This window comes from Rathayibacter sp. AY1B4 (assembly GCF_002932815.1).
Classification (GTDB): Bacteria; Actinomycetota; Actinomycetes; order Actinomycetales; family Microbacteriaceae; genus Rathayibacter.
This window is the reverse complement of the sequence record NZ_PSWN01000001.1, coordinates 62,875-89,430: the sequence shown is the minus strand read 5'-3', so window position 1 is coordinate 89,430 and position 26,556 is coordinate 62,875. Positions and strand designations below refer to the sequence as shown.

The window sequence follows — 26,556 nt, the reverse complement described above, 5'->3', positions numbered from 1 at the left end:
CACGCAGGAAACATGCCGAGTATAGGGTCGATCCATGCCTGACGACGCTCCCTTCCTCGACCTCGTGATCCGCGCCTCGGACGTGCTGACCGAGAACGGCCGGCGTCCGGCCAGCATCGCGATCGCCGAGGGCCTGATCGTCGCGGTCGGCGAGCGGGACGCCCCCTGGCGGACCACGGAGGAGATCGTCCTCCCCGAGGGCCAGGTCCTGATCCCGGGGATCGTCGACACCCACGTGCACGTCAACGAGCCGGGCCGCACGGAGTGGGAGGGCTTCGCCTCCGCCACCCGTGCGGCCGCCGCCGGGGGCGTCACCACGATCATCGACATGCCGCTGAACTCGATCCCGCCGACCACCACGGTGGCGGGGCTCGAGGCCAAGCGCGCGGCCGCCGGGCCGCAGGCGCAGGTGGACGTCGGATTCTGGGGCGGGGCGATCCCCTCGAACCTCGGCACGCTGCGTGAGCTCCACGACGCGGGCGTCTTCGGCTTCAAGTGCTTCCTCTCGCCGAGCGGCGTGGACGAGTTCCCGCACCTGAGCCGGGAGCAGCTCGTCGAGGCGATGCGCGAGATCGCCGCCTTCGACGGACTGCTGATCGTGCACGCCGAGGACCCGGCCGAGCTGGAGGCGAGCGCGCTGGAGCCCGGCGCCTCCTACGGCGCGTTCGTCGACTCCCGCCCGCCCGCTTCCGAGCGCAGCGCGATCCTGCACGTGATCGAGGCCGTCCGCGAGACCGGCTGCCGCGCGCACATCCTGCACCTCTCCTCCGCCGACGCGCTGCCGCTCCTGCGCGAGGCCAAGGCCGAGGGGCTGCCGATCACCGCCGAGACCTGCCCGCACTACCTCACCTTCGACGCCGGCTCGATCCCCGACGGCGGCACGCAGTTCAAGTGCTGCCCGCCGATCCGCGACGAGCGCAACCGCGAGCTGCTCTGGAAGGGGCTGCTCGACGGGACGATCGACATCATCGCCTCGGACCACTCCCCCGCCACCGCCGAGCTGAAGCTCCCCGCCGGCGGCGACTTCGGCGTCGCCTGGGGCGGGATCTCGGGACTCGAGCTGAGCTTCCGCGCGGTCTGGACCGGGGCCCGCGAGCGGGGCATCCCGCTCGAGCAGGTCGTCGCCTGGATGTCCACGGCGACCGCCGCGTTCGCCGGGCTCGGCCAGAAGGGCCTGCTGCACGCGGGGTCCGACGCCGACCTGGTCGCGTTCGACCCGGAGGCGCAGTGGCGCGTGGACGTCGATGCCCTCTCGCACCGGAACCCCGTCTCGGCCTACGAGGGCCGCGTCCTCCGCGGCGCCGTCGCCGCCACCTGGGTGGGCGGCCGCCGCGTCACCGCCGCGACGGTCCCGCCCGCCGGGCGCCTCCTCACCCGCCCCTGACCTCGACCCGCCGATCCCCCGCCTCCCTGACGACACCTCGGGGAGCTCGACCGCTCACGCCGAGCGCCGCCGTGTCATCGGCAGGTTTCGAGCGTGTGAACGGAGGCGGGTCGGAGCCGCGGAGCGGGCGGATCGCACAAGACTCGGAGTCCCGGCGGCGGCTCCTCGGGATGCTCCGCCGGTGCGCGGAGCCCCCGGCAGGCGCGAGGCTGGCAGACGGGCTCGCAGGAGCCGCGAGCAGGACGGTCACCACCGCGTGACCGGGCCCGGCCGCACGGAACGGACAGGAGCGGACATGTCGATCATCCTCGGGGACCACCAGTACGGGAAGGCCGAGAACCGCGTCGTGCGGATCTACCGCGAGACCCCGCGGCACGAGATCCACGACGTCAACGTCTCCACGGCCCTCCGCGGCGACTTCGAGGCCGCGCACCGAGAGGGCGACCAGTCGGCCGTCCTGCCCACGGACACGCAGAAGCAGACGGCGTACGCCTTCGCCAAGGAGAAGGGCCTGCGCTCGATCGAGCCCTACGGCCTCGAGCTGGCCCGCCACTTCGTCGACGGCTACGAGCCCGTCCACGGCGCCCGCATCGAGATCGAGGAGTTCGCCTGGGAGCGCGTGCTGGTGGACGGGCGCGAGCACGACCACACCTGGGTCCGGAAGGGCCAGGAGACGCGGATCGCGTCGGTCACGGTCGAGGGCTCGGGCGACGAGCGGCGGATCTGGATCACCGGCGGCTTCAAGGACCTCACGATCCTGAAGTCCACGGGGAGCGAGTTCCACGGCTTCCTCACCGACCCGTACACGGTCCTGCAGCCGACGAACGACCGGGTGATGGCGACCTCGCTGGTCGCGAGGTGGCGCTTCGCCCTGAGCGAGGACGAGATCGCGGCGATGGACTGGGAGGCGGTCTACACGGGCGTCAAGGCGCTCATGACGAGCCGCTTCGCGACCGTGCACTCCCTCGCCCTCCAGCAGACGCTCTTCGAGATGGGGAAGGCGGTCCTGGAGGAGTACCCGCAGATCGTCGAGATCCGTCTCTCCGCGCCGAACAAGCACCACTTCGTCTACGACCTCTCGCCCTTCGGCGTCGAGAACGACAACGAGGTCTTCCACGCCGCCGACCGCCCCTACGGGCTGATCCAGGCGAGCGTCACCCGCGACGACGCGCCGCCCGCAGGATCCGCCTGGACCGCCTACACGAGCCTGGTGTGACCGGCGCCGGGGGCGTCCACCGGGGGCACGTGCTGCACGTCGCCGGGGGTGCGACGCTCGCGACCGCGCAGGAGTCGCTGGTGTCGATCCCGGACGGCGCTCTCGCTGTGGACGACGACGGCACGATCGCCTGGGTCGGTCCGTACCGCGAGCTGCCGGACCGCTTCGCGCTCCTGCCGGTCTCCGGCGACGCCGCGTCGATCCTGCTGCCCGGCTTCGTCGACGCGCACGTGCACTTCCCCCAGACGTTCTCGACCGACGGCTTCGGCGGCGGCCAGCTGCTCGAGTGGCTCGACCGGACGGTGTTCCCCGCGGAGGCGCGGCTCGCCGACCCGGAGTTCGCCGACGTCGTCGCGCGCGCCTTCACCCGGCGGCGGGTGGCCGCGGGCACGACCGCCGCGATGGTCTTCGGCTCCGCGTTCCCGGCCGCGCAGGACGCCCTCTTCGAGCGCACCCGCGAGGCGGGGCTGCGGATCGTGTCGGGGCGAGGGATCCAGACCACGGGCCCGGCCTCGGCGGCGCCCCTGATCACCTCCGAGGAGGAGGCGCTGACGCTCGCGTCGGAGGAGATCGACCGCTGGCACGGGAGGGACCCGCTCCTGCAGGTCGCGATCGTCCCGCGGTTCTCGCTGTCCGTCACTCCCCGGACCCTCGGAGCGCTCGGCGACCTCTACGACGACGTCCGCGGACGCGGCGTCTACGTGCACAGCCACCTCAACGAGAACGACCGGCCCGGCGACGGCGAGATCGCCGCCGTGCTCGGCTCGTACGGCACCCGCAGCTACCTCGACACCTACGACGGGCTCTTCCTGCCCGGCTCCGCGCGCGGCGGCTCCTCCCTCCTCGGGCCGCGCACGATCCTCGCCCACGCCGTGCACTGCCAGGACGCGGAGCTGCACCGGATGGAGGAGACCGGCACCTCGATCGCCCACTGCCCGACCTCGCAGCAGTTCCTCGGCTCCGGCACCATGCCCTGGCGCCGGACCGCCGCCTCGGGGGTCACCGTCGCCCTCGGCACGGACGTGGGCGCGGGCGACGAGTGGCTGCTGGCGCGAGTGGCGAACGACGCCTTCAAGGTGCACCTCTCGGAGCCCGGCGACGCGGCCGTCGCCCTGCATCCGGCCGAGCTCCTGTTCACGGCGACGCTCGCCGGCGCGCGGGCGCTCGACCAGGAGGAGCGGTTCGGCAGCCTCGACCCCGGGAAGGACGCGGACTTCCTCCGCATCGAGCCCGACCGGTGGGAGCCGCTCGCCGACGTCCTCGCCCACGGGATCCGCGCGGACGACGAGGAGGAGGCGACGGCCCAGCTGCTCTTCGCCCTGCTGATGACCCTGCGCGAGCCGGCGATCGCCGCGGTGCACGTCCGGGGCAGGCGGATCGCGCCTCCGGAGTGACGGGGCCGGCCCGGGCGGCGCGGTGCGGACCGCGCGCACCCGGCCGTCAGCGCAGGCGCAGCGCCAGGAACAGGTCGGCGCGGTCCGCGGTGTCCGACAGGTCGCGCTGCGTCAGCTCCTCCACCCGCGCGATGCGGTACCGCACCGTGTTCAGGTGCAGGTGCGTCTGCTCCGCCGTGCGCACCCACGAGCCGCCGCAGTCGAGGAACGCCGCGAGCGTGGCGACCAGCTGCGAGCCGTAGCGCGCGTCGTGCTCGACGAGCCGCCCGAGCACCAGCTCGACGAACACCGAGCGCAGGTGGTCGGGGACCGCGCTCAGCAGCTGCACGGCGGAGGTGACCTCCCCGGAGTCGCTGACCCGCACCGGAGCGTCGTCGCCCGGAGAGCCCGGCAGCAGCATCCCGTAGCGTGCCGAGCGGACGGCGCCGCCGAGCGCGGGCAGCGGAGTCGCGGCGCTCGTCCCGACGCGCAGCACGGCGCCCGGCCACGCGGCTCCCGCTCGTCGCAGCGCCGAGGTGACGACGGCGAGCGGATCCGCGCCGGTGGGGATCGCATCGGTCGCCTCGGTGGGCAGCACCGCCACCGCGCAGCCCTGGGCGTCGCGTCCGACCACGGCGCGGCCCAGGTGCGCGGCGGCGTCGACCAGGACACGGCGCGCCAGGTCCGGGGGCGCGTCGCCCTCGAACTCGGCGGCGACCACGGCGCACCGCCCGGCGCCGCCGAGTCCGAGCTGCCGCAGGTACACCGCGGCCTCGGGCTGCTCGCTGTCCTCCTCCACGAGCTCGAGCAGGCGGTCGGCGAGAGCGGAGTCGGCCGAGAGCGCCGCCTCCCGCTGCAGCCGGTAGACCCCCACGACTCCGGCGAGCTCCGTCACGGCGTCGAGTACTGCGGCGGGCCAGTCATTCCAGTCGCCCCCGACGACGACCAGCCAGGAGGTGGCGCGGTGCTCGCCCGCTCCGGCGACGGTGAGGACCGACAGGGCGCCGCCGCGGGCGTCCGCGACCACGACCGGGCTGCGCCGGGCCGTGAGCGCCGCGTGCACGACCCGCTCGATCTCCCCCAGGCCCAGGGGCGAGGCGGAGGCCGCGGTCCGGCCGGTGGCGGTCAGCACCGACACGGGGAGTCCGAGCTCGCGCGAGGTGCGCGTGACGAGCTCGTCGAGCTGCTGCCCCCGGTAGACCTCGGTCAGCAGCTCCCGCTGGCGGGCGAGGGCGGCCGTCAGCCGGGCCACGCGGTCGCCTGCGAGGGCGTTCGACAGGTGCGCCGTGATCGCGCCGAACGACACATCGGCCGGCACGGCGATCAGCGGGACGTCGTGCTCGCGGCAGGCGACGACGAGGTCGTCCGGCACGAAGCCCAGCAGCCCCTCGCCGGCGAGCAGAGCGCTGGCACCCGAGTCCGCGACCGCGGCGACGAAGGCCGCGCTGTCCTGGGCGTCCCGACGCCAGACCAGACCGGTCAGCACCAGCTGATCGCGTGAGATGTAGCGGCGCGGATCGAGGAGATCGGTCGTGAAGATGCCGTCGACCGGCCGCGCGAGCGCTCCGTCGCCGGCGACCAGCACGCGCAGCCGCAGCTGCGGCGCGTCGAGGACGTCCTGCAGCTGCATCAGCTGCCCCGGTAGGTCGAGTAGGCGAAGGGGCTGAGCAGCAGCGGGATGTGGAAGTGCGCCTCCTCGTCGTCGAGGCGGAAGGCGACGACGACCTCGGGGTAGAACGACTCGGTGCCCGAGGCGGCGAACCAGGCGCCGGTGTCGAAGACGACCCGGTGCACCCCGGCGGCCAGGCGCTCCGGCCCGAAGGCCGCCACGCGGCCGTCGTCGTCGGTGCGGGCCTCGGCGAGGCGCTCCCAGCCGGAGCCGACACGGGCGTCGAGAGCCACCGGGACCCCGCGCGCGGGGCGGCCGCGGACGGCGTCGAGCACGTGGGTGGTGACGCGGCTGGCGTGCCCGCTCATCGTGCGGTCTCCGCCCGGACGAGGCGCCCGTCGTCGAGGCCGCGGACGCGCAGCACCGTGATCTCCCGCAGCTGCTCCGCGACGATGCGGGCCTCCGTCTCGTCGTCGAGCCCGAGCCTCCGCTCCAGCTCCGCGACGACCTCGGCCCGGTCGCGGCCGGCCGCGCGGAGGAGGAACACGCGCCCGAACCGCTCCTCGTAGGCGCGGTTGCCGGCCAGCAGCCGCCGGGTCAGCTCCTCGTCGCCCGTGCGGCTCGCAGCCTGCTCCGCGGCCGAGAACGCGGAGGAGCGCCCCGCGCCCGCGTGCCGCTCGCCGATCCGGGGGTGGTCGGCCAGCGCCGCCTCCACCTCCTCCTCGGTGAGCGTGCGCGCGGCCCGCTCGGCCGCGTCGGCCAGCGCGTCGGCCGACGGGTAGGGCGCGCCGGAGGCGACCTCGTCGGCCCAGCGCGGGACGGCGAGGCACGCGAGCAGCACGTCGCGGGCGGTCTCGGATCGGATGTCTGTCATGCGGTCTCCTTCGTCCGGCGGAGCAGGGGCTCGGCCTGCGGCACGATGGTCGGATGGATCTGGTCGGGAGTCGGGACCTCGTCGGGCTGGTGCTCGCGGCGGGTGCGGGGCGACGGGCGGGCGGCCCGAAGGCGCTGCGGTGCGACGCGGCGGGAGTTCCCTGGGTGGAGCGAGCCGTCGAGAGGCTCCGCGCGGTGGGCTGCGGGCGGGTGCTCGTGGTCCTGGGCGCGGAGGCCGGACGGGCGCGCCTCCTGGTGCCGCCGTCCGCGGACGTGGTCGTCGCGGCGGAGTGGGAGACCGGCCTCTCGGCGTCGCTCCGCGCGGGTCTCGCCGCGGCCGAGGGCGTCGCCGCGCTGGTCGCCCTGGTCGACCTGCCCGAGGAGCCGCCGAGCGTGGGGGCCCGGCTGCTCGCGGAGGCGCCGGTCGCGCCGGACGTGCTCGCCCGCGCGGTCTTCCGCGGTCGGCCCGGTCATCCGGTGCTGCTGGGACGGGACCACTGGCCGGAGCTCCTCGAGGGCGTGCACGGCGATTCCGGCGCGCGCGACCTGCTCCGCGCGAGGGGCGCGCGCGGGGTGGAGTGCGGCGATCTGTGGTCGGGAGCCGACCGCGACGGGCCGGACTGAGCGGTTCACGCCAGGCCTGCGTCGTCGAGGGCGGCGGCCAGCGCCCGCCAGGCCAGCGTCGCGCAGACGGAGCGGACGGGGTTGCCCGCCACCGCGAGCAGCGCCTGCTCCTCGCCGGCGAGTGCACCCTCCCGGTGCGCCATCGCCGCGAGGAACGCGTCGATCCGCTCCCGCACGTCCGACGCCGGCAGCCCGTCGAGACCGTCCACGAGCAGCGACGCGGATCCCCGCGAGACCTCGCACCCCCGCCCGCTCCAGGCGAGGCGCACCTGCTCCGCACCGCCGTCGACGCGCAGCTCGATCCGGTCGCCGCAGGTGGGGGTGATCAGCTCGGCACGGCCGAGGGCCGGAGTCGGATCGGCCTGGCCGACGGGGTCCTTGGCGTGCGCGCGGATCAGCTCCGCCGCCTCGCTCACGGCCGGTCCTCCAGCTCGGCGAGCTCCGCGTAGGCCGTGCTGATCCCGGCGATCCGCTCGCGCGACTCCCTCGGGGACGCGCCGAGCACTCCGGACGCCACGAGCGCGACCGCGCTCATCGCCGCCGCGTAGCTGTCCAGCGCCGTGCCGCTGTCGACCGGGCACTCCAGCCAGACCGCCGCGTGCTCCGCGTAGCGCCGGGCGGGCGGATCCGCGAGGAGCACCACGGGCACCTCGCGCGCGGCGAGCGTCCCGATCAGGGCGGCGAAGGAGGCGGGGCGGCGGCGGAAGCCGACCAGCACCACGACGTCCTCGGCCCCGAGCCCCTCGAGCTCCTCACTGAGCGACTGGCCGGGCTGCGGGGCGATCCGGACGCGTCCGCGCGCCTGCGCGAGCTGCTGGCGCAGGTGCAGCGCCACCGGGTAGCTGTTGCGCAGTCCGATCACGACGACCTCGCGCGCTCCCGCGATCAGCCGCACCGCCTCCTCCAGCCGCCCGTCGCCGAACGCGGCGGCCAGCCGGGCCAGGTTCGCCCGCTCGCTCTCGAGGTGCGCGGCGAGCGGATCCCCCTGTCCCTGCGCGGGACCGACCGGCACACCGGAGGACCGCAGCGCCCGGGCGTGCTCGCGCACCTCCTGCGAGTTCGAGAACCCCAGGCGGCGGAACAGCCGCGAGACCGTGGCCTTGGACACTCCGCTGTGCTGGGCGAGCTCGGTCGCCGTGTAGACGGCCAGGTCGCCGAGGTGGTCGAGGATGAAGTCGGCCGCCCGCTGCTCCTGCCGCGACAGCGCGGCGTAGCCGGCATCGATGCGGTGGCCGATGCTCGGCGAGGGGGCCGGGGCGGGAGTCACGCGGTCGGCGTCCCGTCGGCGAGCGCCAGCACGGCCGCTTCGAACGCGTCGAGCGCGGTCGCGACGTCGGCCTCGGTCACGTTCTCGTCCGGGTGGTGGCTGACGCCGCCCTCGCAGCGGAGGAAGAGCATCGCGTACTCGGCGAGGTCGGCGACCGCCATCGCGTCGTGGCCGGCCTTGGAGAACAGCACCATCGGCTCCGCGTCCCCGGTCGCGCGGATGCCCGCCCGCACGACGTCCTGCAGCCGAGAGGAGGCGACGACCGCGGGGGCCGAATGGGTCTCCTCCACCGTCAGCGCGAGACGGCGGCGCGACGCCGACTCCGACATCGCGTGCTCGATGGCGTCCCACGCCGCGTCGCGCTGGGCGTCGGTCTCGGCGCGGAGGTCGAGGCTGAACTCGACCCGGCCGGGGATGACGTTGACCGCGCCCGGGAAGGTCTCGAGCCGGCCGACCGTGGCGATCACGCCCTGCTCCCGCGCGATGCGCTCCACCGCGAGCACGGCCTCGGCCGCCCCGGTGAGCGCGTCGCGGCGGCGGTCGAGCGGGACCCCGCCCGCGTGCCCGGCCTTGCCGGTGAGGGTGAGTGCGAAGCGGCGGGCGCCCGCGATCGAGGAGACCACGGCGAGGGCGCGGTCAGCCTCCTCCAGGTAGGGGCCCTGCTCGATGTGTGCCTCGAGGTAGGCGAGAACGTCCTGCGCGTCGCGCGCGGCGGTGCGGATGCGCGAGGGGTCCAGCCCGAACTCGTGGAACGCCTCGACGAGCGTCGTCCCGTCGGCGTCCTCGAGCTCCCACCAGTGCTCGTCCCAGGTGCCGGCGAGGGCGCGGGAGCCGAGGAGCGCCGTGCCGAAGCGGGTGCCCTCCTCGTCGCCGAACGCGACGACCTCGACGGCGAACGGCAGGCGCCGGCCCGCCCCGTGCAGGCGCGACACCACGGCGATCGCGAGCATCACGCCGAGGATCCCGTCGTAGCGGCCAGCGTCGGGGACCGTGTCGAGGTGGGAGCCGAGCAGGAGCGCCGGGAGTCCCGGAGTCGCGCCCTCGTAGCGGCCGCACTGGTTGCCGGCCGCGTCCTGCCAGGTGCGCATGCCGGCCTCGGTCATCCAGCGCGCGGCCATCGCGTTCACCCGGGCGTGCTCGGGCGAGAGGTAGACCCGCTCGATGCCGTCGCGGCTGGAGGAGACCGCGGCGAGCTCGTCGCAGCGGGCCATGATCGCGGCGGCGTCGAGGGCGGGGGCGGCGGTGGCGGCGGGGGGCGCGGTCGTGGTGGCGGGGTCCGTGGTGGTGCCGGTCATGCGCGTGCCGCCCCGTAGACCTCGTAGGCCCCCGCGACTCCGCCGCCCACCGGCACGGAGGCGCCCGCGCGGCGCAGCACCGCCTCCAGCGCCGCCAGGGTGGTCAGCACCGCGTCCGTCCGGGCGTTGTAGCCCATCGTGCCGATGCGCCAGACCTTCCCGTGCAGCGGCCCGAAGGACGTGCCGATCTCGATGCCGAAGTCGGCGAGCATCTCCCCGCGCACCGCGTCACCGTTCACGCCCTGCGGGATGCGCACCGCGACGACGTTCGTCATCTTGTGCCCGACGTCGCCGAACACCTCGAGGTCGAGGCCGCGGACTCCGGCGAGCATCGCCGACCCGTGCAGCGCGTGGCGGGCGACCGTCTCGTCCAGGCCCTCCTCGACGACGATGCGGGCGCACTCGCGCGCGCCATAGAGCATCGTGGTCGCCTCGGTGTGGTGGTTGAGGCGGCGCGGCCCCCAGTAGTCGAAGACCATGCCGAGATCGAAGTAGTTGGAGCGGACGCGGCGGGCGCTGACGGTGTCGCCCTCGTCGCGGATCCCCGCCTCGATGCTTTTGCGCGACTCGATCACCGCGACGGCCTTCTCCGAGAAGGTGACGGGAGCCGATCCGGACGGGCCGCCCAGGCACTTCTGGAGCCCCGCGGTGACCGCGTCGAGCCCGAGCTCGTCGGTCGCGAAGGCGTTGCCCGCGAGGGAGGCGGTGACGTCGGTGTAGAAGAGGGCGCCGTGCTTCTCGCAGAGGGCGCCGAGCTCCTCCAGCGGCTGCGCCATGGTGGTCGACGTGTCGCCGTGGACCACGGCCAGCATCTTCGGCTTCACCCGGGCCAGGGCCTCGGCGATCGCCGAGACGGGGAAGACCTGCCCCCACTCGGCCTCGATCACGTGCACCTCCGCGCCGCAGCGCTCCGCGATCTCCCGGAGGAGGTGCCCGAACCGCCCGAAGACCGGCACGAGCACGCGGTCGCCCGGCTCCAGCATCGAGACCAGCGCCGCCTCGATGCCCGCACGGCTCGTGCCGTCGACGAGCATCGTCTTCTCGTTGCGGGTGCGGAATACCTGCCGGTACAGCTCCTGCGTCTCCGTCATCGTCGCCGTCATGAACGGGTCGTACTGCCCGACCAGCTGCGCCGACATCGCACGCAGGACGCGCGGATCCGCGTTGATCGGGCCCGGCCCCATCAGCAGGCGCGGCGGCGGATCGACGGGGAGGAACGGTGCGGGCGCGGTCATGGGCCACCTCTTCACGAGCGGGAGAGAAACAGTCGTTTCACCCGGAGAGCCTATGCGACGGACGTTTCGCCGGTGTTTCGCGGTGTGGCGGGGGTCGTCGGGGAGGGTCGCGAGACGCTGGTCGGCAGGAGGGCCGTGATGGAGGGAAGGGCCTCCGGACGGTGATCGAGGACCGGATCGTCGCCCTCACCTAGGCGTCGATCGCGATCATCTTCGGTGTGGTGTTCATCACTCAGAGCGAGCGGATCTCTGCGCGGGCCCGAGATCAGCTGCGGAAGCACGGGCAACGGGCCCGGCCTTCGGGGCAGTCGCCGTTCCTGACGGCCGCGGGCGGAGCTCTCCTCGTCGTCATCGGCGTCCTCGTGGTCCTGCTGACGGCGACGTCGGTCCTGTGCGGATCGTCCTGATCCGGTTGATCGGAACCGGCTCGACGTCCGCTGGTGCGGCGAGCCTCCTCCACAGGGCCGTCCGGCGAGCGGGTCCTCCCGATCGGACGCACCTGCGGCCCGCGTGTCGGTGGTCACTGGTTCAATACGGGTATGGCGGTCGGGATGCGGCAGGGACTCGAGGAGGTCCGCGCCCTCGGCGACCGCGCGGCGCTGCTCGCCCGCTCGGCGGCTCCGCTCCACCTCGCCTCCGCCGAGGCGCTGCACGAGGCGTACACGGCTGCTCTGCGTCGCCCGGAGGGGTTCGCCCGCGGCGGGTCTCCCGCCGAGTCGCGCGACCTCGTGGAGCGCTCCGTCCGGGCCGAGCTCGCCGTCGCACTCGCCGTGTCCGAGCGTGTGGCCGCGCGCGAGCTCGAGCACGCCCGCCTGCTGGTCGACCACCTGCCCTGCACGCGCGCCGCGCTGGCCGAGGCGCGGTTGCGCTGGGAGGCGGGGCAGATCATCTGCGGAGTCGCGGCCACCCTGCCGCCGGCCACCCTCCCGGAGTTCGACGAGCGCGCCGCGGGACTGGCCGCCTCGATGACGCCGACCCAGCTGCGGCGATGCCTCGCCCGGCTGCGGGACGAACTCCACGAGAGTCCTCTGGCCGACCGGCACGCCCGCGCTCGGGAGGACCGGTCTGTCCGGGTCTCGCCCGAGCAGGACGGCATGGCCACGCTCTGCGCGACCCTCCCCGCTCCGGCCGCTTTCGGTGCGCTCGCGCGGCTCGACCGGATCGCCCGCACCCTCCGCGACGGGAACGGCGACGGGAGCGGTGCAGCGGAGGAGCGCACGCTCGCGCAGCTGCGGGCCGACGCCCTGGTCGACCTGCTCTGCGACGGCGACGTGTCCGGCACGGCGCCGGGCGACGAGCGTCCGCGCACGTCCGCTCGCGGCATCCGGGCCGAGGTGCGTCTGACCCTCGCCGCGAGCACCGCGGCCGGGCAGGACGAGACCCCCGCGGAACTGGACGGCTACGGCCTCATCCCGGCCGGCGTCGCGCGCGAGCTCCTTGGAGCCGACTCGGCCGTCACCCCGGTGCTCACCCATCCGAGCACGGGCGCCGTGGTCTCCGTCGGACGCACGCACCGCCTCCCTCCCCCGCGGATGCGCCTCGCCCTCCAGCTGCGCGACCGGACATGCCGCTTCCCCGGCTGCACCCGGCCCGCGGCGACCGCCGAGGCCGACCACACGCTCGAGTGGCGTCACGGAGGCGCCACCGCCCTCGACAACCTGGCGTCGCTCTGCGTCGCCCACCACCACGTCCGCCACGGCGACCGCTGGACCTACACGCTCCACCCCGACGGATCGGCCGACTGGACCACCCCCACGGGCCGCCGCGTGGTCACCCGTCCACCCGATCCGCCCGCGCCGCCAGCCCCGCCGCGGCGCAGGCCGAGCTTCAGCGATGCGCCGCCACCGTTCTGACGGCGGAAGGAGCCGCGCTCCTGCGGGCATGCTCCAGCGCGTGCTCCAGCGGGCGTGCTCGTGCACGCCCGCTCGCGCCGCGCGGGTCCGATCCACCGGCCTGTCTCAGCCGAGGGCCGAGCCGTGGAAGACGGTCGTCCGACGCGCCCGCCGACGAACCGGTCGACCGAGCCCGCACTCGCTGCACCCGGGCTCGTTCCACCCTCCGGGCTCGGCGCCCCTGCTCACCGCTGAGATCGCACTCGAGGACAGCGGTCAGCGCAGCGACTCGGCCACGACGGCGCAGCTTCCGCCTCGGATCCACGACGAGGGACGGAGGGACGGAGGGACGGAGGGACGGAGGGAGAGAAAAAGAAAAAGAAAGAGAAAGAGAAAGAGAAAGAGAAAGAGAGAGGCGGCGAGCGGGAGAGCGGGTCACGGCGTCCGCCTCGATTCACGACGAGGGAGAGAACGAGCTCCGGGCGTGGCCCCCCTCAGAGCGTGCCGGCCAGCTCCAGCAGCGCGAGATCCGACCCCCGCGGTCCCACCAGGCAGAGCCCCACCGGAGCGCCGCCGACACTCGATCGCGGCACCGACAGCGCCGGATACCCGCCGATCCCGGCGACGCAGGTCAGGCCGAGCGTCGCCGTCCGCGCCGCGTCGATCGCCTCGGCCGACGCATCGAGGGCCGGCGCCACCGACGACGTCGAAGGCAGGAGGAGCACTCGCCCCTCGAGCGCACGGTCGAGCGCCTCCCGGAACCCCGCGACCCGCGCCCGCGCGGCCGTCTCCTCCTGCTCGTCGACGAGCGAGGCCGCGTCGAAGCGCGCCTGCACGTCCGCCGCCAGCACTCCCGGATGCGCCGCGACCCACGAGCCGCTCGACCGCCACGCCTCCGCCGCCTGCACGAGCCGGAACGCCTCGAGCATCTCCGCCACGGGGGGCAGCTCGACCTCGTCGGTGCTCATCCTCTCGACGGCCGATCCGAACGCCGCCCGGACGGCCGCGTCCACTCCGCCCAGCAGTGCCGGCGCCACCGCGAGACTCCGCACCGGCGAGCCGGACGGCAGGCAGACCTCGGCCACCCGCCTCAGCGTGCCGAGGTCCCGCGTCAGCCACCCGACGGTGTCGAAGCTCGGCGCCAGCGGCAGCAGCCCCTCGACGGGCACCGCACCGTGGGTCGTCCTCAGCCCCCACAGGCCCTGATAGGAGGCGGGTACCCGGATCGATCCCGCGGTGTCGGTCGCCAGCCCGACGGCGGCCTGCCCGAGCGACACGGCAGTCGCCGGTCCGCTCGACGATCCGCCCGGGATCGCTCCGGGCACGGCTGGATTGGGCGGCGTCCCGTAGCCGGAGTTCCGGCCGGCGATGCTGTACGCGAACTCGTCGGTCTGAGCGATCCCGCGCACCGACGCTCCCGCTGCGAGCAGCTGCGCGACGGCCGGAGCGGTCGCCGCCTCGATCGGCGCGGAAGCGAGGCGGGCCGGCACTCCCGCGCCGATCCGCTGGCCCTCGATCGCGAAGAGGTCCTTGACCGCGACGTCCAGTCCGTCGAGGGTCCCGGAGCCGGCGGCCGGCACGAGCGGCGCGCCGACGGCCCGCCAGACACGGGGGTCCAGCGCGGGCGAGGGCGCCTGCACCTGCGCGGCGCGCACCCGCCAGGTCCCGCCCTCGCGCGACCACAGCTGCGTGACGAGCCCGCGCCCGCCACGGGCCGGAGCGTTCACGCTCACCACGAGCGCCGTGCCCGCATCGACCGCCCTGACGTGCAGCTCCACCAGCTCCCGCACCGGCGCCCCGCCGCGACGACCCCGGAAGCCGGTGATCACCGCGTGGCCGACGAGCAGTCCGGAGGCGTCGCCCCGGAGCGTCGTCGGCGCGTCCACGAACGCGTCGGCGAGCGCCGCGACGTCGTCAGCCCCGAGCGCCGCCTCGTACGCCAGGACCGCGTCCACCAGCCCGTCCGGCAGGTCGCCCTCGAGCGTCGTCACCCGCGGGTCAGTCATCGAAGTCGGCCGTCCGGACGCGGGCGTGCACGCCCTTCACCAGGTCGACGACCTGCGAGATGTCGAAGTCGGTCGCCGCGCTGAGGTAGGCGTAGGCGTGAGCCGGGTCCATCCCGTAGCGGGCCGCCAGCAGCGCGATGGCCGCGCGAACGCACTTCTGCACGGCGACGTCCAGGTCCTCGTCCATCCCGGTGGGCACGAGGAACTCGCCGGTCTCCCCCATCGGCCCGAGCAGCTTCCCGAACGCCGCGAGCGCCTCGGCGCGCGGGACGACCTCCAGGCGCACCCGGACGCGCAGGCTCGCCTCCATCGCCGTCAGCGCCACCTCGCCGTCGCCCTGCGCGAAGTGGGGATCGCCGACGTACGCGAGCGCGCCCGGGACCTGCACGGGAAGGTAGAGGCTGGTTCCGGCGGTCAGCAGTGCGATGTCGATGTTGCCCCCGTGCGCACCGGGCGGCACCGAGTGCGGGCGCTCTTCCCCTGCGACGGCGACGCCCATGATCCCGAGGAACGGCCGGAGCGGGAACCGGGCGGCCCGCTCTCCTCCCGGCACCAGCGGGATGACGCCGCGGAGACCGCCCTGCGCGTCCTCGTCGACGCGCGCGAAGACGCTGAACGGCCCCTCCTGCAGCGGGTACTCGCCCGGCAGCGCCCCGCGGCCGTGCCGGTTCGAGACGACTCCGTACGGCACGCGCGGCTCGGCCTCGAGGAGGGTCATCCGGAGCAGGTCCCCCGGCAGCGCTCCCCGGACGGCGATCGGCCCCGTGACCACGTGCGGCCCGTCCGTCTCGCCGTCGCGGAACGGCCCGTCCGCGGCGAGCGCGACCGCGTCGCGCAGCACCCCCTCCGGAGCGACTCCGTGGCGGCCGAAGTAGGCGACCGGATCGCGGCCCTGATCCTCCAGCACGCCCTCGTGGCTGAGCGTGTCGATGACGACCTCGGCCCCCGAGTCGACGGTGAGCACGGGCGCGTCCGCCGCGCACGGCAGGCGCCCCCACAGCACCGACCCCGGCTCGGCCGGCAGGTAGTCGACCCCCGGCGGCACTCCCTCACCGGGCTGCACCGCCCACTCCGTCCACCGCATGCGCGTCCGCCTCCCGCGCGGCCCGTCCGCGCCGTCCGACCCTAACCGCGCCGTGTTTCGAGCATGTGCACGCGTGTGCCACGATTCTCCAGACCCGCCCCCGACGACAGGACTCCCGTGTTCCGACGCCTGCGCACCCGCTCCGAGGGCGCGACCCTCGGCCTGATGCTCGCCCTCACCTTCTCGACCGGCATCATCGACGCCGTCGGGTACCTCGGGCTCGACCGCGTCTTCGCCGGCAACATGACCGGCAACGTCGTCATCCTCGGCATGGCCCTCTCCGGCGCGGCCGACCTGCCCGTGGTCGGGCCCCTGATCGCGCTGGGCGCCTTCATGATCGGCGCCGTGATCGGCGGCCGGGTGCTCCGCCCGGTGAAGAAGGGCTGGACCTCGCGCTCGACCTGGCTCTTCGCGGTGGTCGGCATCCTGCTCGGCGTCCTGGCGATCGTGCTCGCGGTCGTGCCTGAGCACCCCGAGCCGCTCGCCTTCACCGTCACCGGCGTGCTGGGCGGGGCGATGGGCCTCCAGGCCGCGACCGCCCGCCACCTCGCCGTCAAGGACGTCACGACGGTCGTCGTGACCTCGACGATCACCGGCCTCGCCGCGGACTCCCGCCTGGCGGGAGGCTCCGGTCAGCCGTGGTTCCGCCGCGCGGCGGCGATCGTCCTGATCGCCGCGGGTGCCGGAGTCGGCGCGCTCGCCCTGCTGGTCGGACTCTGGCTCGGCCTGGCGATCGCCGCGGTCATCACGCTCGTCGCGACGCTGCTGGGCGAGCTCGTCGTCCACTCCCGGTACGCTCCGGCGCCCGCCGACGCCGCCGCCTGAGGCGGCGCCTCCCGGCGCGTCAGCGCGGCAGTTGCTGGCAGTGCGGGCAGAGGTGCGAGGAGCGGTTCATGAACGGCACCCGCACGATCGCCGCGCCGCACCGGGCGCACGGCTTCCCCGTCTGCCCGTAGGCGTGCAGGCTGTGCGAGAAGTAGCCGGAGGCACCGTTCACGTTCACGTACTGCGCATCGAAGCTGGTGCCGCCCTCGGCCAGCGCCCGCTCGAGCACCGAGCGGACCTCGGCGAAGAGGCGGCGGATGCGCGCCTCGCCGAGCGACGAGCTCGGCCGCTCCGGGTGCAGCTCCGCCGCCCACAGCGACTCGTCCGCGTAGATGTTCCCGATGCCGCTCACGAGCGTCTGGTCGAGCAGCGCCCGCTTGATCCCGCTGCTCCTCCTCGCCAGCGATGCGACGACCGAGCCCAGGTCGAAGGAGGGGTCGAGCGGATCGCGGGCGATGTGCGCGACCTGCGAGGGCACGGCGCGCAGCCAGCCGCCTCCGCGGGCCTCCTCGCCCGCGTAGCCGCCCGGCGCTCCGTCCGGGGTCGGCACCAGAGCGTCGACCGCCATCGAGCCGAAGATCCGCTGGTCGACGAAGTGCAGGGCGAGCTCGCCGTGCTCGGGGTGCTCGATCCCGATCCGGATGCGCGCCAGCCGCGGCAGCGCCGCATCCGCCGTGCGCAGCAGCACCTGACCGCTCATGCCGAGGTGCACCAGCAGCGCTTCGTCGCGGCCCGCGGGCAGCCAGAGGAACTTCCCGCGCCGCACCGCCGCTTCGAGCCGGCGCCCGACGAGCAGGCGCTCGAAGGTCCCGTGCGGATGCACGTGCCGCTTCAGCGAGCGCTCGTCGACGATCTCGACGCCGGTCACCAGCGAGCCGGTGACCGCGGGAGCGAGACCCGCCCGCACCACCTCGACCTCGGGCAGCTCGGGCACGGTCAGTCCGAGACCGCGGGAGCGGCGGGTGCGCCGGGGGCCGCCAGACGCGTCCACGCGTCGAGCGCGGCGGCCATCTCGGCCGCCTTCTTGCTCGTCCCCTCGCCGCGGGCCGTGACGAGTCCGCCGACGATCACGGTGGCGACGAACACCTTGTTGTGGTCGGGGCCGGTGGCGGCGATCTCGTAGCGCGGGGCCGGCGCACCGCGCTCGGCGGCCGCCTCCTGCAAGCTCGTCTTCGGATCCATCGAGACGCCGAAGCGGAGCGGATCGGCCCGCAGAGGGGCGATCAGGCGCAGCACCAGGTCGCGGGCCGCGTCGGGACCGGTGCCCAGGTAGACGGCGCCGATGATGGCCTCGACGGTGTCGGCGAGGATCGACGCCTTGTCGCGGCCGCCGGTCAGCTCCTCGCCGCGTCCGAGGCGGAGGAACTCGCCCAGGCCGATGCCGCGGGCGATCTCGGCGAGCGCGACGGTCGAGACGAGGCTCGCCCGGCGCTTGGCCAGGTCGCCCTCGCTGAGGGCGGGGTACTCGGTGTAGAGCATGACGGTCACGGCCTGCCCGAGGATCGAGTCGCCGAGGAACTCGAGGCGCTCGTTGTGCGGGATGCCGCCGTGCTCGAAAGCGAACGACCGGTGCGTCAGGGCGAGCTCGAAGAGCTCACCGTCGAGGCTCACGCCGAGCGTGGCCTCCAGACGCGACCGGTCGTCGCTGGAGGGTCGTGCGGAGGTCTGGTTCACGATGGACCGCGGTCCGTTCGTCGAGGGGCGGTGCGCCCCGCGCCGTGCGGACCAGGAGCGGGATCAGACGTCGGCGACCTTGCGGCCCTTGTACTCGAGGAACAGCGCGGTGCCCGCGGAGTCCTCGACGACCTTGGCGCGGTGGGGAAGGCTGTAGACGACCTTGCCGTTCTCGATGGTCTTGACGAGGGTGGGGACCTCGGCCTTCCACTGCGAACGACGGGCGTGGGTGTTCGCGCGGGACTTCTTCCTCTTGGGAACAGCCATGATTCTCTCTTCTCTACCTCTAGTCGGATTCGGTGCGGGCGGTCGCGCCCTCACCGCTGTCTGCGGAAGCTCTGTCGGTGGAAGCTCCGGGCGCTGCGGCCCCGCCGTCCCCCTCGCTCAACCCTGCGAGCGCGGCCCACCGGGAGTCGCGCGGCGCCTCGGGTTCGGGCGTGGAGGAATCGGCCAGCCGCTCCCCCGTGACGGGGTCGAGGCCCGGACAGTCCGGCCGGCAGACCGGCTGGAACGGCAGCGACAGAACCACCGCATCCCTGACCAGAGGTTCAAGATCCACGTGGTCGTCGTGAACCTCATAGTCGAAAGCTTCGTCAGAAGAGTACGCGAAAAGTTCCTGGAACTCGACATCGACAGGCAGGGAGATGTCGGTCAGGCACCGGCTGCACTCGCCGTCGGCCCTCGCCGACACCTCGACACTGGCCAGGATCCCCTCGTGCACGGACTCGAGCCGGACGTCGAGATCGACGGCCGATCCCTTGCGGACCGCGACGATCCCCTCGCCGAACTGCTCCGGCGCCTCGAGCTCGAGGCGGTGCTCGCGCATCTCGCCCGGTCGCCTCACGAGGTCGCGCACGTTCACGGTGAACGGCGTCTTCTTGAAAGTAGTCACGAGGGTCCAGCCTACCCCTCCCGGCCCCCTCCGGGGCCGGAGGGGCCGGGAGAAGCCGGGAGGGGCGGAGTCCGGGCTCAGGCGCCGCCGGCCTCCAGCGTCACGTCGATCGGCGCGTAGTCGGCACCGCTCGTGTCCACTCCCTCGTCGGCGAGCTCCGCGAGCGCCTTCTCGACGTACTCGTTCGAGTAGGCGGTGGCGGGCGGGTCCGCGCTGATGATCGTCGCGCCCGTCTCGTTCTCCGTCTCCTTCGCGATGTCGACCGTCTGCTGCCACGCGGCCTCGTCGATCATCCCGACGCCGCTCGTCGAGGGCCAGATCAGCTTGTTGACCTCGTTGGTCATCCAGAGCTGGTGGCTGGTGCCGAGCGTGGATCCGGCCGCGGTGACGATGTCGGCCGCCGCCTGCGGGTCGTCCTTCGCGAAGATCCAGCCCTTGATCGAGGCCTTGATGAAGGCGACCGTCTGCTCGGCGTACGCGTCGTCGTCGGCGAGCCTGCCCGCGTCCGCCCAGATCGCGTCCTGGAGCATCGCGGTCCCGATGTCGTTCCAGCTGATGACGTTCAGGTCGTCCGGCTGGTACAGCTCGCCTGTGGCGGGGTTCACGGTCTCGAGGACCTGGGCGTACTCGTTGTAGGTCATCGCCTGGGCCGCGTCGATGTCGCCCGCGAGGAAGCCGTTCATGTCGAACTGCTGCTGCACCAGCGAGATGTCGTCGAGGGAGACGCCGTCCTTCTGCATGCCGGCGAACAGCTCCCACTCGTTGCCGTAGCCCCAGCTGCCCACGCTCTTCCCGGCGAGGTCGGCGGGCGAGGTGATCCCCTTGTCCTTGAAGGAGATCTGCGTGGTGGCGCTGCGCTCGAAGATCTGCGCGACGTCGGTGATCCCGGCCCCCTGCTCGATCGAGCCGAGGACCTTGGGCACCCAGGAGATGGCGTAGTCCGCGTCGCCCGAGGCGAGCACGTCCTGGGGGACGATGTCGCCGCCTCCCTCGGCGATCGTCACGTCGAGGCCCTCGTCCTCGTAGTAGCCCTGGTCGAGCGCGGCGTAGTACCCGGCGAACTGCGCCTGGGCCACCCACTGCAGCTGCAGGGTGACCGGCGTGAGGCCGCCGGAGCCGGAGTCCGACCCCGGGTCGGAGCCGCCGGAGGCGCTGCAGCCGGTGAGCGCGAGGCCCACGGCCGCGAAGGCGGCGGTCGTCGTCAGGGTGATGCGGGTGCGTCTGGTCACGGGTCCTCCTGGTGCGGTCTGCGGGGTCGCCGGTGCGGCGCGCCCCGTGGTGCGGCGGTGCAGGTGGTGCTGTGGTGCAGGTGGCGCTGATGATGCGGGCGGTGCGGATGGTGCGTCGGGTGGAGTCGGGAATCGGGAATCGGGAGGATCGAGGAGGGTGCGGGGACGCGCGGCGCCGCGCTCAGCGCAGCCGGCCGCGGCGCAGCGCGAACGCCTCGAGCGCGGCCGTCACGCAGTAGAACGCGAGGCCGACGAGCACAGCGCCCAGGACGTAGGCGTAGGCGAGCGCGTAGTCGCTGCCCGAGGCCGCCGTCGTGATCGACTTGCCGAGCCCGCCCACGGGTCCGCCGAAGTACTCGGCGACCAGCGCCGAGATCACCGCGAGCGAGGAGGCGATGCGCAGCCCTGTGAAGACGTAGGGCACTGCTCCCGGCAGCGTGATCGTGCGGGCGGTCTGCCAGGGGGTCGCCGCGTAGGCCTTCAGCAGGTCGCGGTGCACCGGAGCGGCCTGCCGCAGCCCGCGCAGCGTCGTCACGTACACCGGCACGAACACGGCGAGCGCCGCGACGAGCTGCCTCGCGGTCTCGGCGTTCGCTCCGAACATCGTGTAGAGCACCGGAGCGAGGGCGACGATCGGCACGACGGCGGCCGCGGCCACGATCGGCGCGACCAGTCCGTCGAAGACCCGCGCGAGCGCCGAGAGCCCGGCGACCACGACCGCCAGCACCGCGCCGACCAGCAGGCCGACCAGCGCGTTGCGGCCGGTCACCGCGCTGCCCTCGGCGACGGAGCCGAGGTTCGCGGCGAACTCCTGTCCGATCGCCAGCGGCGACGGGAGCACGAACGGCTGGATCGCCAGAGCGGTGACCCCGGCCTGCCAGAGCAGGACCGCGGCGATCCCGAGCACGAGCGGCGCGAGCACGCTGCGCGCCAGCGCCGTCGTGCTCACCGGTTCTCCACTCCGCGCGGCACGGCGGCGGGATCGCCGTGCAGCAGCTCGCGCACGGCGCTCACGTCGCGGAAGAACGCCGTGTCCTCCCTGACCGCCGCGTCGCGCTCGGATGCTCCGGGGAGTCCGACCGGGAGGACGTCGCGGATCCTGCCCGGCCGCGGCGACATCACCACGACGCGGTCCGAGAGGAACACCGCCTCCGGGATCGAGTGGGTGACGAAGACAACGGCGGCGCCGGTCTCGCGCCGGATCCGCAGCAGCTCCGTCTGCATCCGCTCGCGGGTCATCTCGTCGAGCGCCCCGAACGGCTCGTCCATGAGGAGCAGGCGCGGGCTCTCGGCGAGCGCCCGCGCGATGGCGACGCGCTGCTGCATCCCGCCGGAGAGCTGGTCCGGGTAGGAGTCGGCGAAGTCGCCGAGCCCGACCAGCGCCAGCAGCTCGTCGACGCGCGAGCGCCGGGCGGTCGCGGCGACGCCGTGCAGCTCCAGCGGCAGGGCGATGTTCGCCCGGATCGTGCGCCACGGCAGGAGGCCTGCCTGCTGGAACGCGATCCCGTAGTCCTGGTCGAGCCTCGCCTGCCGGGCCGTCTTGCCGAACACGGCGATCGAGCCGGAGTCCGGCTCGTCGAGGTCGGCGATCAGCCGCAGCAGCGTCGACTTGCCGCAGCCGGACGGGCCGATCAGCGAGACGAACTCCCCCGCGGCCACCTCGAGCGAGACGTCCTGGAGCGCCGTGACGCTCGCGGCGCGGGCGGTGGTGAAGGTCCTCGTGACGGAGTCGACGACGACCGCGGATCCTGCAGGGCTCATGCGGGCTGCTCCCCTCGGCGGTACGGACGGAGGAGGGTGCCGAGCAGAGCGACGGCGCCGGCGGCCGCGAGGCCCACCAGCACCGCCCCGAGGATCGGCGCCCAGGGCTTGGCGGGGTCGCCTCCGGCAGCGGAGGCGAACTCGATGATCATGCGGCCGATCCCGCCGCGCAGGCCGATCGAGACCTCGGCGACGATCGTGCCGACGACGGCGCTGACCGCTCCGAGCCGGAGGGCCGGCAGCAGGTAGGGCACGCTCGCCGGGAGCCTCAGGCGCACCAGCGTCTTCCACCAGCCGACGCCGTAGACGTGCATCAGCTCGACCTGGTGGGCCGTCGGCGAGCCGAGCCCGCGGAGCGCCCCGATCGAGACGGGGAAGAACGCGAGGTAGGAGGCGATCAGGGCCACCGACATCCAGTTCTCCCAGGTCACCGGTCCGAGCTCGAGCTGCGACCCCCAGCGCCGCACCAGTGGGGCGATCGCGATCAGGGGCACCGTCTGGCTCAGCACGATCCAGGGCAGCACCGCCGACTCCGCCGTGCGGAACCGCTGCATCAGGAGAGCCAGGAGCAGTCCGACGACGGTGCCGACGACCCAGCCGACCGCGGCGATCCCGAGCGAGAAGGCACTCGCCCCCAGGACGGCCGACCAGAGCGCCGGGGCGTTCCGCGCTCCGGTGACCGGCTCGCCGAGCCGGGCCGCGATCTCCCAGAGGTGGGGCATCGCGATGGCGCTCGTGCGCGGGAGCACCGTGACTCCTCCGACGACCACCCCGGCCTCGGGCCCGAGCGCCTTCCAGCCCTCCCACACGAGCGCGAGCAGGAGGAGCCCGCCGGCGCCGAGCACGAGCCCGCGCGCGAGGGCCGGTCTCATGCGCGGGCCACGATGTGCTCGCGCAGCTCCGGGATGACCCGCTCGCCGTACACGCGCAGCGTCTCCTCCTTGTTGTCGTGCTGGAGGTATCCCGCGAACTGCGTCACGCCGATGTCGGCGAGCGCCCGGAGCTTCTCGATGTGCTCGTCCGCCGTGCCCAGCACGCAGAAGCGCTCCACGATCTCGTCCGGCACGAAGGCGGTGTGGCTGTTGCCCGCGCGGCCGTGCTCGTTGTAGTCGTAGCCCTCGCGCCCGGCGATGTAGTCCGTCAGCGCCTGCGGCACCGCTCCGGAGGCACCGTAGCGGCCCACGATGTCGGCCACGTGGTTGCCGACCATCCCACCGAACCAGCGGCACTGGTCGCGCATGTGCTCCCGGTCGGTGCCGATGTACATCGGCGCCGCGACGCAGAACTGCAGCGACTCGGGATCCCGGCCGGCGTTCGCCGCCGCCTCCTTGACGGCGCCGATCATCCAGCGCGCGATGTCCACGTCGGCCAGCTGCAGGATGAAGCCGTCGCCGACCTCGCCCGCGAGCTTCAGGGCGAGCGGGCCGTAGGCGGCCACCCACATCTCCAGGGACGAGCCCCGGCTCCACGGGAACTGCAGCGTCTGGCCGTTGTACTCGACCGGACGGCTGTTGGCGAGCTCGCGGATGACGTGGATCGACTCCCGCAGCGTCTTGAGCGTCGTCGGAGCTCCTCCGGTCACCCTCACCGCGGAGTCGCCGCGGCCGATGCCGCACACCGTGCGGTTCCCGTACATCTCGTTGAGCGTCGCGTGCAGCGAGGCGATGACCGTCCAGTCGCGCGTGGCGGGGTTGGTGACCATCGGGCCGACCGTGATCCGGTGCGTCCTCTCGAGGATCTGCGAGTAGATCACGTAGGGCTCCTGCCAGAGCAGGTGCGAGTCGAAGGTCCACGCGTAGTCGAAGCCGTGCGTCTCCGCGAGGACGGCGAGCGCGACGGTGCGCGAGGCGGGCGGGTTGGTCTGGAGGACGACTCCGAAGTCCATGGGGTTCCTTCTGCTCGATCAGGTGCTGGCTCGGATCGGGTGCCGGCTCAGATCAGGTACTGGCTCAGACCGCGCGGGATGTACGCACCGTCGCCCTTCGTGCCGACGTAGGAGCCGTCGTCGACGACGACCCTGCCGCGGGAGATCACCGTGTCGACGTGGCCGTCGATCTCGAAGCCCTCCCAGGCCGAGTAGTCCATGTTCATGTGGTGGCTGCGGCCCTCGCCGATCCCGATCGAGGTGTGCCCGCTCGGGTCGTACACGACGACGTCGCCGTCGGCGCCGGGCTGGATGACGCCCTTCCTCCCGTACATCCCGAACATCCGCGCCGGGGTGGTCGAGGTGAGCTCGACCCAGCGCGGCAGGGAGATCTGCCCCGACACCACGCCCTGGTACATCAGGTCCATCCGGTGCTCCACCGAGCCGATGCCGTTGGGGATCTTCGAGAAGTCGCCGATCCCCATGTCCTTCTGGCCCTTCATGCAGAAGGGGCAGTGGTCGGTCGAGACCATCTGGATGTCGTTGGTGCGCAGCGACTGCCACATGTGGTGCTGATGCCCCTCCGCCTTCGAGCGCAGCGGCGTCGAGCACACCCATTTCGCGCCCTCGAAGCCGCCCCACTGCTCACTGGACGCGCCGAGCTGGTCCTCCAGCGAGAGGTACAGGTACTGCGGGCAGGTCTCGCCGAACACGTTCATCCCGCGGTCGCGGGCCTGCGCGATCTGCTCCACCGCCTGCTTCGCCGACACGTGCACCACGTAGAGCGGCGCGCCGGTGAGGTCCGCGATCATGATCGCCCGGTGCGTCGCCTCCTCCTCCGCCTGCCACGGCCGCGAGGTGCCGTGGAAGTACGGCGCGGTGTTCCCGGCGGCGAGGGTCTGCTTCACCAGTTCGTCGATGAGGGCGCCGTTCTCGGCGTGCATCATCATCATCGCGCCGTTCTCCGCGCCCTTCTGGAACGCCCGGAGGATCTGCCCGTCGTCCGAGAGGAACACGCCCTTGTAGGCCATGAACAGCTTGAAGCTGGTCACCCCCTCGCGCATCAGCTCGTCCATCGCGACGAGCGAGGAGTCCTGCACGTCCGAGAGGATCTGGTGGAAGCCGTAGTCGATCGCGCAGTTGCCGGCCGCCTTCTCCTGCCACGCCTGGAACCGGTCGACGACGCTCTCGCCCGGGTACTGCACCACGAAGTCGACGATCGACGTCGTGCCGCCCCAGGCCGCTGCGCGCGTGCCGGTCTCGAAGGTGTCCGAGGCGGAGGTGCCGCCGAACGGCATCTCCATGTGCGTGTGCGCGTCGATCCCGCCCGGGATGACGTACTTGCCGCTCGCGTCGATCACCCGGTCGACGCGGGCCGCCAGGTCGAAGCCCAGCAGCGTGGAGCCGGGGGCGAGGACGGCGGCGATGGTCTCGCCGTCGATCAGGACGTCTGCTGCTCCGGTGCCGGTCGCGTTGACGACCGTCCCGCCTGTGATGAGGGTCTTCATCGGTCTTCCCCGTCTCGGTCTGCGGTCACGGCTTCGGGATGCTGGTGTACGACTCCGGCCGGCGGTCCCGGTAGAACTGCCAGTCGTCGCGCATCTCCTGCACCATGTCCATCTCGAGGTCGCGGATCAGGATCTCCTCGGCCTCGCCCGAGCCCCGCTCGCCGACGAACTCCCCCCGCGGATCGATGATCTGGCTGGTGCCGTAGAAGTCGACCGCGAGGTCGCCGTACTCGTTGTCCTCCCGGCCGACGCGGTTGGGCTGCAGCACGAAGTAGCCGTTCGCCACCGCGGCCGCCGGGCCCTCGACCTCCCAGAGGCGGTTCGACAGGCCGGGCTTGGTGGCGTTGGGGTTGAAGACGAGGTGGGCGCCGTTCAGGCCCAGCTCCCGCCAGCCCTCCGGGAAGTGGCGGTCGTAGCAGATGTGGACGCCGATCTTGCCGACGGCGGTGTCGAAGACCGGGTAGCCGAGGTTCCCGGGCCGGAAGTAGAACTTCTCCCAGAAGCGGTCCAGGTGCGGGATGTGGTGCTTGCGGTACTTGCCGAGGATCGTCCCGTCGGCGTCGACCACGACCGCGGTGTTGTAGTAGACGCCGGTCTGCTCCTCCTCGTAGATCGGGAGGATCATCACCACGCCCAGCTCCTTCGCGAGGGCCGCGAAGCGCTGCACGATCGGCCCGTCGGCGGGCTCGGCGTAGCGGTAGTACTTCTTGTCCTGGGTGATGCCGAAGTACGGGCCGTAGAACAGCTCCTGGAAGCAGACGATCTGCGCGCCGTCGGCTGCGGCGTCCCGGGCCATCTGCTCGTGCTTGTCGAGCATCGACTCCTTGTCGCCGGTCCAGGTCGTCTGGGTGATCGCTGCGCGGACGATGGTCATCGGTACCTCCATGCTCGGGCGTCCCTGTCCGGCTCCGGTGTGCTCCGCCGGGCGGTGCGGAGCCGGGGACGTGGACCCACTGTGGTCCCCGCCGGGCCCGAAGGCAATGACGGACCGTCCGGCTCCGGGGA

Annotated in this window: 26 protein-coding genes; 6 read left to right on the top strand and 20 right to left on the bottom strand. The window is 73.4% G+C overall.

The features are described from left to right. Nucleotides 1-34 precede the first annotated feature (34 nt). The 3 genes from allB (at nucleotide 35) to C5D66_RS00445 (ending at nucleotide 3,994) form a co-directional block, all read left to right on the top strand. The gene (allB, locus tag C5D66_RS00455; protein WP_104248249.1) at nucleotides 35-1,384 is read left to right on the top strand and encodes an allantoinase AllB; all 1,350 of its coding nucleotides are present in this window, start codon (nucleotides 35-37) and stop codon (nucleotides 1,382-1,384) included. A 295-nt stretch (nucleotides 1,385-1,679) separates the two neighbouring features. Then, complete coding sequence (gene pucL, locus C5D66_RS00450; RefSeq protein ID WP_104256296.1) at nucleotides 1,680-2,600, top strand: factor-independent urate hydroxylase; 921 nt, start codon at nucleotides 1,680-1,682, stop codon at nucleotides 2,598-2,600. After that, entirely contained in the window at nucleotides 2,597-3,994 is a 1,398-nt protein-coding gene (locus C5D66_RS00445) for an amidohydrolase family protein (protein ID WP_104256295.1), read from the top strand. The genes pucL and C5D66_RS00445 overlap by 4 nt, the downstream gene beginning before the upstream one ends. A gap of 46 nt (nucleotides 3,995-4,040) precedes the next feature. On the opposite strand, the gene C5D66_RS00440 is transcribed toward C5D66_RS00445, so the two are convergent. From C5D66_RS00440 to uraD, 3 genes are read right to left on the bottom strand one after another with little or no spacing between them, the layout of a single operon-like run. Next, on the bottom strand, nucleotides 4,041-5,603 hold the full coding sequence (locus tag C5D66_RS00440) for a PucR family transcriptional regulator (protein WP_104256294.1): 1,563 nt from the start codon (nucleotides 5,601-5,603) through the stop codon (nucleotides 4,041-4,043). After that, complete coding sequence (uraH, locus tag C5D66_RS00435; RefSeq protein ID WP_104223494.1) at nucleotides 5,603-5,950, bottom strand: hydroxyisourate hydrolase; 348 nt, start codon at nucleotides 5,948-5,950, stop codon at nucleotides 5,603-5,605. Before uraH ends, C5D66_RS00440 begins: the two co-directional genes overlap by 1 nt. Then, entirely contained in the window at nucleotides 5,947-6,456 is a 510-nt protein-coding gene (uraD, locus tag C5D66_RS00430) for a 2-oxo-4-hydroxy-4-carboxy-5-ureidoimidazoline decarboxylase (protein ID WP_104256293.1), read from the bottom strand. Before uraD ends, uraH begins: the two co-directional genes overlap by 4 nt. A gap of 53 nt (nucleotides 6,457-6,509) precedes the next feature. Here uraD and C5D66_RS00425 point away from each other — a divergent pair, with 53 nt between their 5' ends. After that, nucleotides 6,510-7,079, top strand: coding sequence for an NTP transferase domain-containing protein (locus C5D66_RS00425; protein WP_104256292.1), 570 nt, complete (start codon nucleotides 6,510-6,512; stop codon nucleotides 7,077-7,079). A gap of 5 nt (nucleotides 7,080-7,084) precedes the next feature. Here the strand turns inward: C5D66_RS00425 and C5D66_RS00420 are convergent, their stop codons facing one another. From C5D66_RS00420 to C5D66_RS00405, 4 genes are read right to left on the bottom strand one after another with little or no spacing between them, the layout of a single operon-like run. Then, nucleotides 7,085-7,495: an iron-sulfur cluster assembly scaffold protein gene (locus C5D66_RS00420; protein ID WP_104256291.1), complete on the bottom strand. Its 411-nt coding sequence runs from the start codon at nucleotides 7,493-7,495 to the stop codon at nucleotides 7,085-7,087. After that, nucleotides 7,492-8,346: a MurR/RpiR family transcriptional regulator gene (locus tag C5D66_RS00415; protein ID WP_104256290.1), complete on the bottom strand. Its 855-nt coding sequence runs from the start codon at nucleotides 8,344-8,346 to the stop codon at nucleotides 7,492-7,494. Before C5D66_RS00415 ends, C5D66_RS00420 begins: the two co-directional genes overlap by 4 nt. Then, the gene (locus C5D66_RS00410) at nucleotides 8,343-9,641 is read right to left on the bottom strand and encodes an allantoate amidohydrolase (protein WP_104326771.1); all 1,299 of its coding nucleotides are present in this window, start codon (nucleotides 9,639-9,641) and stop codon (nucleotides 8,343-8,345) included. The genes C5D66_RS00415 and C5D66_RS00410 overlap by 4 nt, the downstream gene beginning before the upstream one ends. Continuing rightward, the gene (locus C5D66_RS00405; RefSeq protein ID WP_258061365.1) at nucleotides 9,638-10,876 is read right to left on the bottom strand and encodes an alanine--glyoxylate aminotransferase family protein; all 1,239 of its coding nucleotides are present in this window, start codon (nucleotides 10,874-10,876) and stop codon (nucleotides 9,638-9,640) included. Before C5D66_RS00405 ends, C5D66_RS00410 begins: the two co-directional genes overlap by 4 nt. A 551-nt stretch (nucleotides 10,877-11,427) precedes the next feature. Between C5D66_RS00405 and C5D66_RS00395 the strand changes: the two genes are divergently transcribed. Next, a complete protein-coding gene (locus C5D66_RS00395; protein ID WP_181028811.1) occupies nucleotides 11,428-12,729 on the top strand; it encodes an HNH endonuclease signature motif containing protein in 1,302 nt (433 codons plus the stop codon). A 473-nt stretch (nucleotides 12,730-13,202) separates the two neighbouring features. On the opposite strand, the gene C5D66_RS00390 is transcribed toward C5D66_RS00395, so the two are convergent. Both C5D66_RS00390 and C5D66_RS00385 read right to left on the bottom strand, forming a co-directional pair. Next, nucleotides 13,203-14,714, bottom strand: a complete 1,512-nt coding sequence (locus C5D66_RS00390) for an AtzH-like domain-containing protein (RefSeq protein ID WP_104255712.1) — start codon at nucleotides 14,712-14,714, stop codon at nucleotides 13,203-13,205. Further along, on the bottom strand, nucleotides 14,707-15,798 hold the full coding sequence (locus tag C5D66_RS00385; RefSeq protein ID WP_104274275.1) for an acetamidase/formamidase family protein: 1,092 nt from the start codon (nucleotides 15,796-15,798) through the stop codon (nucleotides 14,707-14,709). The genes C5D66_RS00390 and C5D66_RS00385 overlap by 8 nt, the downstream gene beginning before the upstream one ends. A 117-nt stretch (nucleotides 15,799-15,915) precedes the next feature. Here C5D66_RS00385 and C5D66_RS00380 point away from each other — a divergent pair, with 117 nt between their 5' ends. Beyond that, complete coding sequence (locus tag C5D66_RS00380; protein WP_308470741.1) at nucleotides 15,916-16,623, top strand: YoaK family protein; 708 nt, start codon at nucleotides 15,916-15,918, stop codon at nucleotides 16,621-16,623. Nucleotides 16,624-16,642: 19 nt separating this feature from the next. Here the strand turns inward: C5D66_RS00380 and mutM are convergent, their stop codons facing one another. The 11 genes from mutM to C5D66_RS00325 form a co-directional block, all read right to left on the bottom strand. Then, entirely contained in the window at nucleotides 16,643-17,557 is a 915-nt protein-coding gene (mutM, locus tag C5D66_RS00375; protein ID WP_104255744.1) for a bifunctional DNA-formamidopyrimidine glycosylase/DNA-(apurinic or apyrimidinic site) lyase, read from the bottom strand. 2 nt (nucleotides 17,558-17,559) lie between these two features. Beyond that, nucleotides 17,560-18,252: a ribonuclease III gene (rnc, locus tag C5D66_RS00370; RefSeq protein WP_258061366.1), complete on the bottom strand. Its 693-nt coding sequence runs from the start codon at nucleotides 18,250-18,252 to the stop codon at nucleotides 17,560-17,562. A gap of 108 nt (nucleotides 18,253-18,360) precedes the next feature. After that, nucleotides 18,361-18,564 (bottom strand): 50S ribosomal protein L32, encoded by a 204-nt coding sequence (rpmF, locus tag C5D66_RS00365; protein WP_104223482.1) that lies wholly within the window; start codon nucleotides 18,562-18,564, stop codon nucleotides 18,361-18,363. Nucleotides 18,565-18,583: 19 nt separating this feature from the next. Continuing rightward, nucleotides 18,584-19,123 (bottom strand): DUF177 domain-containing protein, encoded by a 540-nt coding sequence (locus C5D66_RS00360; RefSeq protein ID WP_104226701.1) that lies wholly within the window; start codon nucleotides 19,121-19,123, stop codon nucleotides 18,584-18,586. 143 nt (nucleotides 19,124-19,266) lie between these two features. After that, nucleotides 19,267-20,418: an ABC transporter substrate-binding protein gene (locus C5D66_RS00355; protein ID WP_258061364.1), complete on the bottom strand. Its 1,152-nt coding sequence runs from the start codon at nucleotides 20,416-20,418 to the stop codon at nucleotides 19,267-19,269. A 181-nt stretch (nucleotides 20,419-20,599) separates the two neighbouring features. After that, on the bottom strand, nucleotides 20,600-21,367 hold the full coding sequence (locus C5D66_RS00350; RefSeq protein WP_104255715.1) for an ABC transporter permease: 768 nt from the start codon (nucleotides 21,365-21,367) through the stop codon (nucleotides 20,600-20,602). Continuing rightward, complete coding sequence (locus C5D66_RS00345) at nucleotides 21,364-22,179, bottom strand: ABC transporter ATP-binding protein (protein WP_104226661.1); 816 nt, start codon at nucleotides 22,177-22,179, stop codon at nucleotides 21,364-21,366. Before C5D66_RS00345 ends, C5D66_RS00350 begins: the two co-directional genes overlap by 4 nt. Further along, on the bottom strand, nucleotides 22,176-23,051 hold the full coding sequence (locus tag C5D66_RS00340; protein WP_104223479.1) for an ABC transporter permease: 876 nt from the start codon (nucleotides 23,049-23,051) through the stop codon (nucleotides 22,176-22,178). Before C5D66_RS00340 ends, C5D66_RS00345 begins: the two co-directional genes overlap by 4 nt. Next, entirely contained in the window at nucleotides 23,048-24,064 is a 1,017-nt protein-coding gene (locus C5D66_RS00335) for a TIGR03842 family LLM class F420-dependent oxidoreductase (RefSeq protein ID WP_104238194.1), read from the bottom strand. Before C5D66_RS00335 ends, C5D66_RS00340 begins: the two co-directional genes overlap by 4 nt. A 47-nt stretch (nucleotides 24,065-24,111) precedes the next feature. Next, nucleotides 24,112-25,551: a dihydropyrimidinase gene (hydA, locus tag C5D66_RS00330; protein ID WP_104255716.1), complete on the bottom strand. Its 1,440-nt coding sequence runs from the start codon at nucleotides 25,549-25,551 to the stop codon at nucleotides 24,112-24,114. Between the two features lie 25 nt (nucleotides 25,552-25,576). Then, nucleotides 25,577-26,425 (bottom strand): nitrilase-related carbon-nitrogen hydrolase, encoded by an 849-nt coding sequence (locus C5D66_RS00325; RefSeq protein WP_104255717.1) that lies wholly within the window; start codon nucleotides 26,423-26,425, stop codon nucleotides 25,577-25,579. Nucleotides 26,426-26,556 lie beyond the last annotated feature (131 nt).

Excerpts from the sequence above, each read along its gene's own strand:
- allB (WP_104248249.1), top strand. The coding sequence starts at position 35 with ATGCCTGACGACGCTCCCTTCCTCGACCTCGTGATCCGCGCCTCGGAC.
- pucL (WP_104256296.1), top strand. The coding sequence starts at position 1,680 with ATGTCGATCATCCTCGGGGACCACCAGTACGGGAAGGCCGAGAACCGC.
- C5D66_RS00440 (WP_104256294.1), bottom strand. The coding sequence starts at position 5,603 with ATGCAGCTGCAGGACGTCCTCGACGCGCCGCAGCTGCGGCTGCGCGTG.
- uraH (WP_104223494.1), bottom strand. The coding sequence starts at position 5,950 with ATGAGCGGGCACGCCAGCCGCGTCACCACCCACGTGCTCGACGCCGTC.
- uraD (WP_104256293.1), bottom strand. The coding sequence starts at position 6,456 with ATGACAGACATCCGATCCGAGACCGCCCGCGACGTGCTGCTCGCGTGC.
- C5D66_RS00425 (WP_104256292.1), top strand. The coding sequence starts at position 6,510 with ATGGATCTGGTCGGGAGTCGGGACCTCGTCGGGCTGGTGCTCGCGGCG.
- C5D66_RS00410 (WP_104326771.1), bottom strand. The coding sequence starts at position 9,641 with ATGACCGGCACCACCACGGACCCCGCCACCACGACCGCGCCCCCCGCC.
- C5D66_RS00405 (WP_258061365.1), bottom strand. The coding sequence starts at position 10,876 with ATGACCGCGCCCGCACCGTTCCTCCCCGTCGATCCGCCGCCGCGCCTG.
- C5D66_RS00395 (WP_181028811.1), top strand. The coding sequence starts at position 11,428 with ATGCGGCAGGGACTCGAGGAGGTCCGCGCCCTCGGCGACCGCGCGGCG.
- C5D66_RS00390 (WP_104255712.1), bottom strand. The coding sequence starts at position 14,714 with ATGACTGACCCGCGGGTGACGACGCTCGAGGGCGACCTGCCGGACGGG.
- C5D66_RS00385 (WP_104274275.1), bottom strand. The coding sequence starts at position 15,798 with ATGCGGTGGACGGAGTGGGCGGTGCAGCCCGGTGAGGGAGTGCCGCCG.
- rpmF (WP_104223482.1), bottom strand. The coding sequence starts at position 18,564 with ATGGCTGTTCCCAAGAGGAAGAAGTCCCGCGCGAACACCCACGCCCGT.
- C5D66_RS00360 (WP_104226701.1), bottom strand. The coding sequence starts at position 19,123 with ATGCGCGAGCACCGCCTCGAGCTCGAGGCGCCGGAGCAGTTCGGCGAG.
- C5D66_RS00345 (WP_104226661.1), bottom strand. The coding sequence starts at position 22,179 with ATGAGCCCTGCAGGATCCGCGGTCGTCGTCGACTCCGTCACGAGGACC.
- C5D66_RS00340 (WP_104223479.1), bottom strand. The coding sequence starts at position 23,051 with ATGAGACCGGCCCTCGCGCGCGGGCTCGTGCTCGGCGCCGGCGGGCTC.
- C5D66_RS00335 (WP_104238194.1), bottom strand. The coding sequence starts at position 24,064 with ATGGACTTCGGAGTCGTCCTCCAGACCAACCCGCCCGCCTCGCGCACC.
- hydA (WP_104255716.1), bottom strand. The coding sequence starts at position 25,551 with ATGAAGACCCTCATCACAGGCGGGACGGTCGTCAACGCGACCGGCACC.
- C5D66_RS00325 (WP_104255717.1), bottom strand. The coding sequence starts at position 26,425 with ATGACCATCGTCCGCGCAGCGATCACCCAGACGACCTGGACCGGCGAC.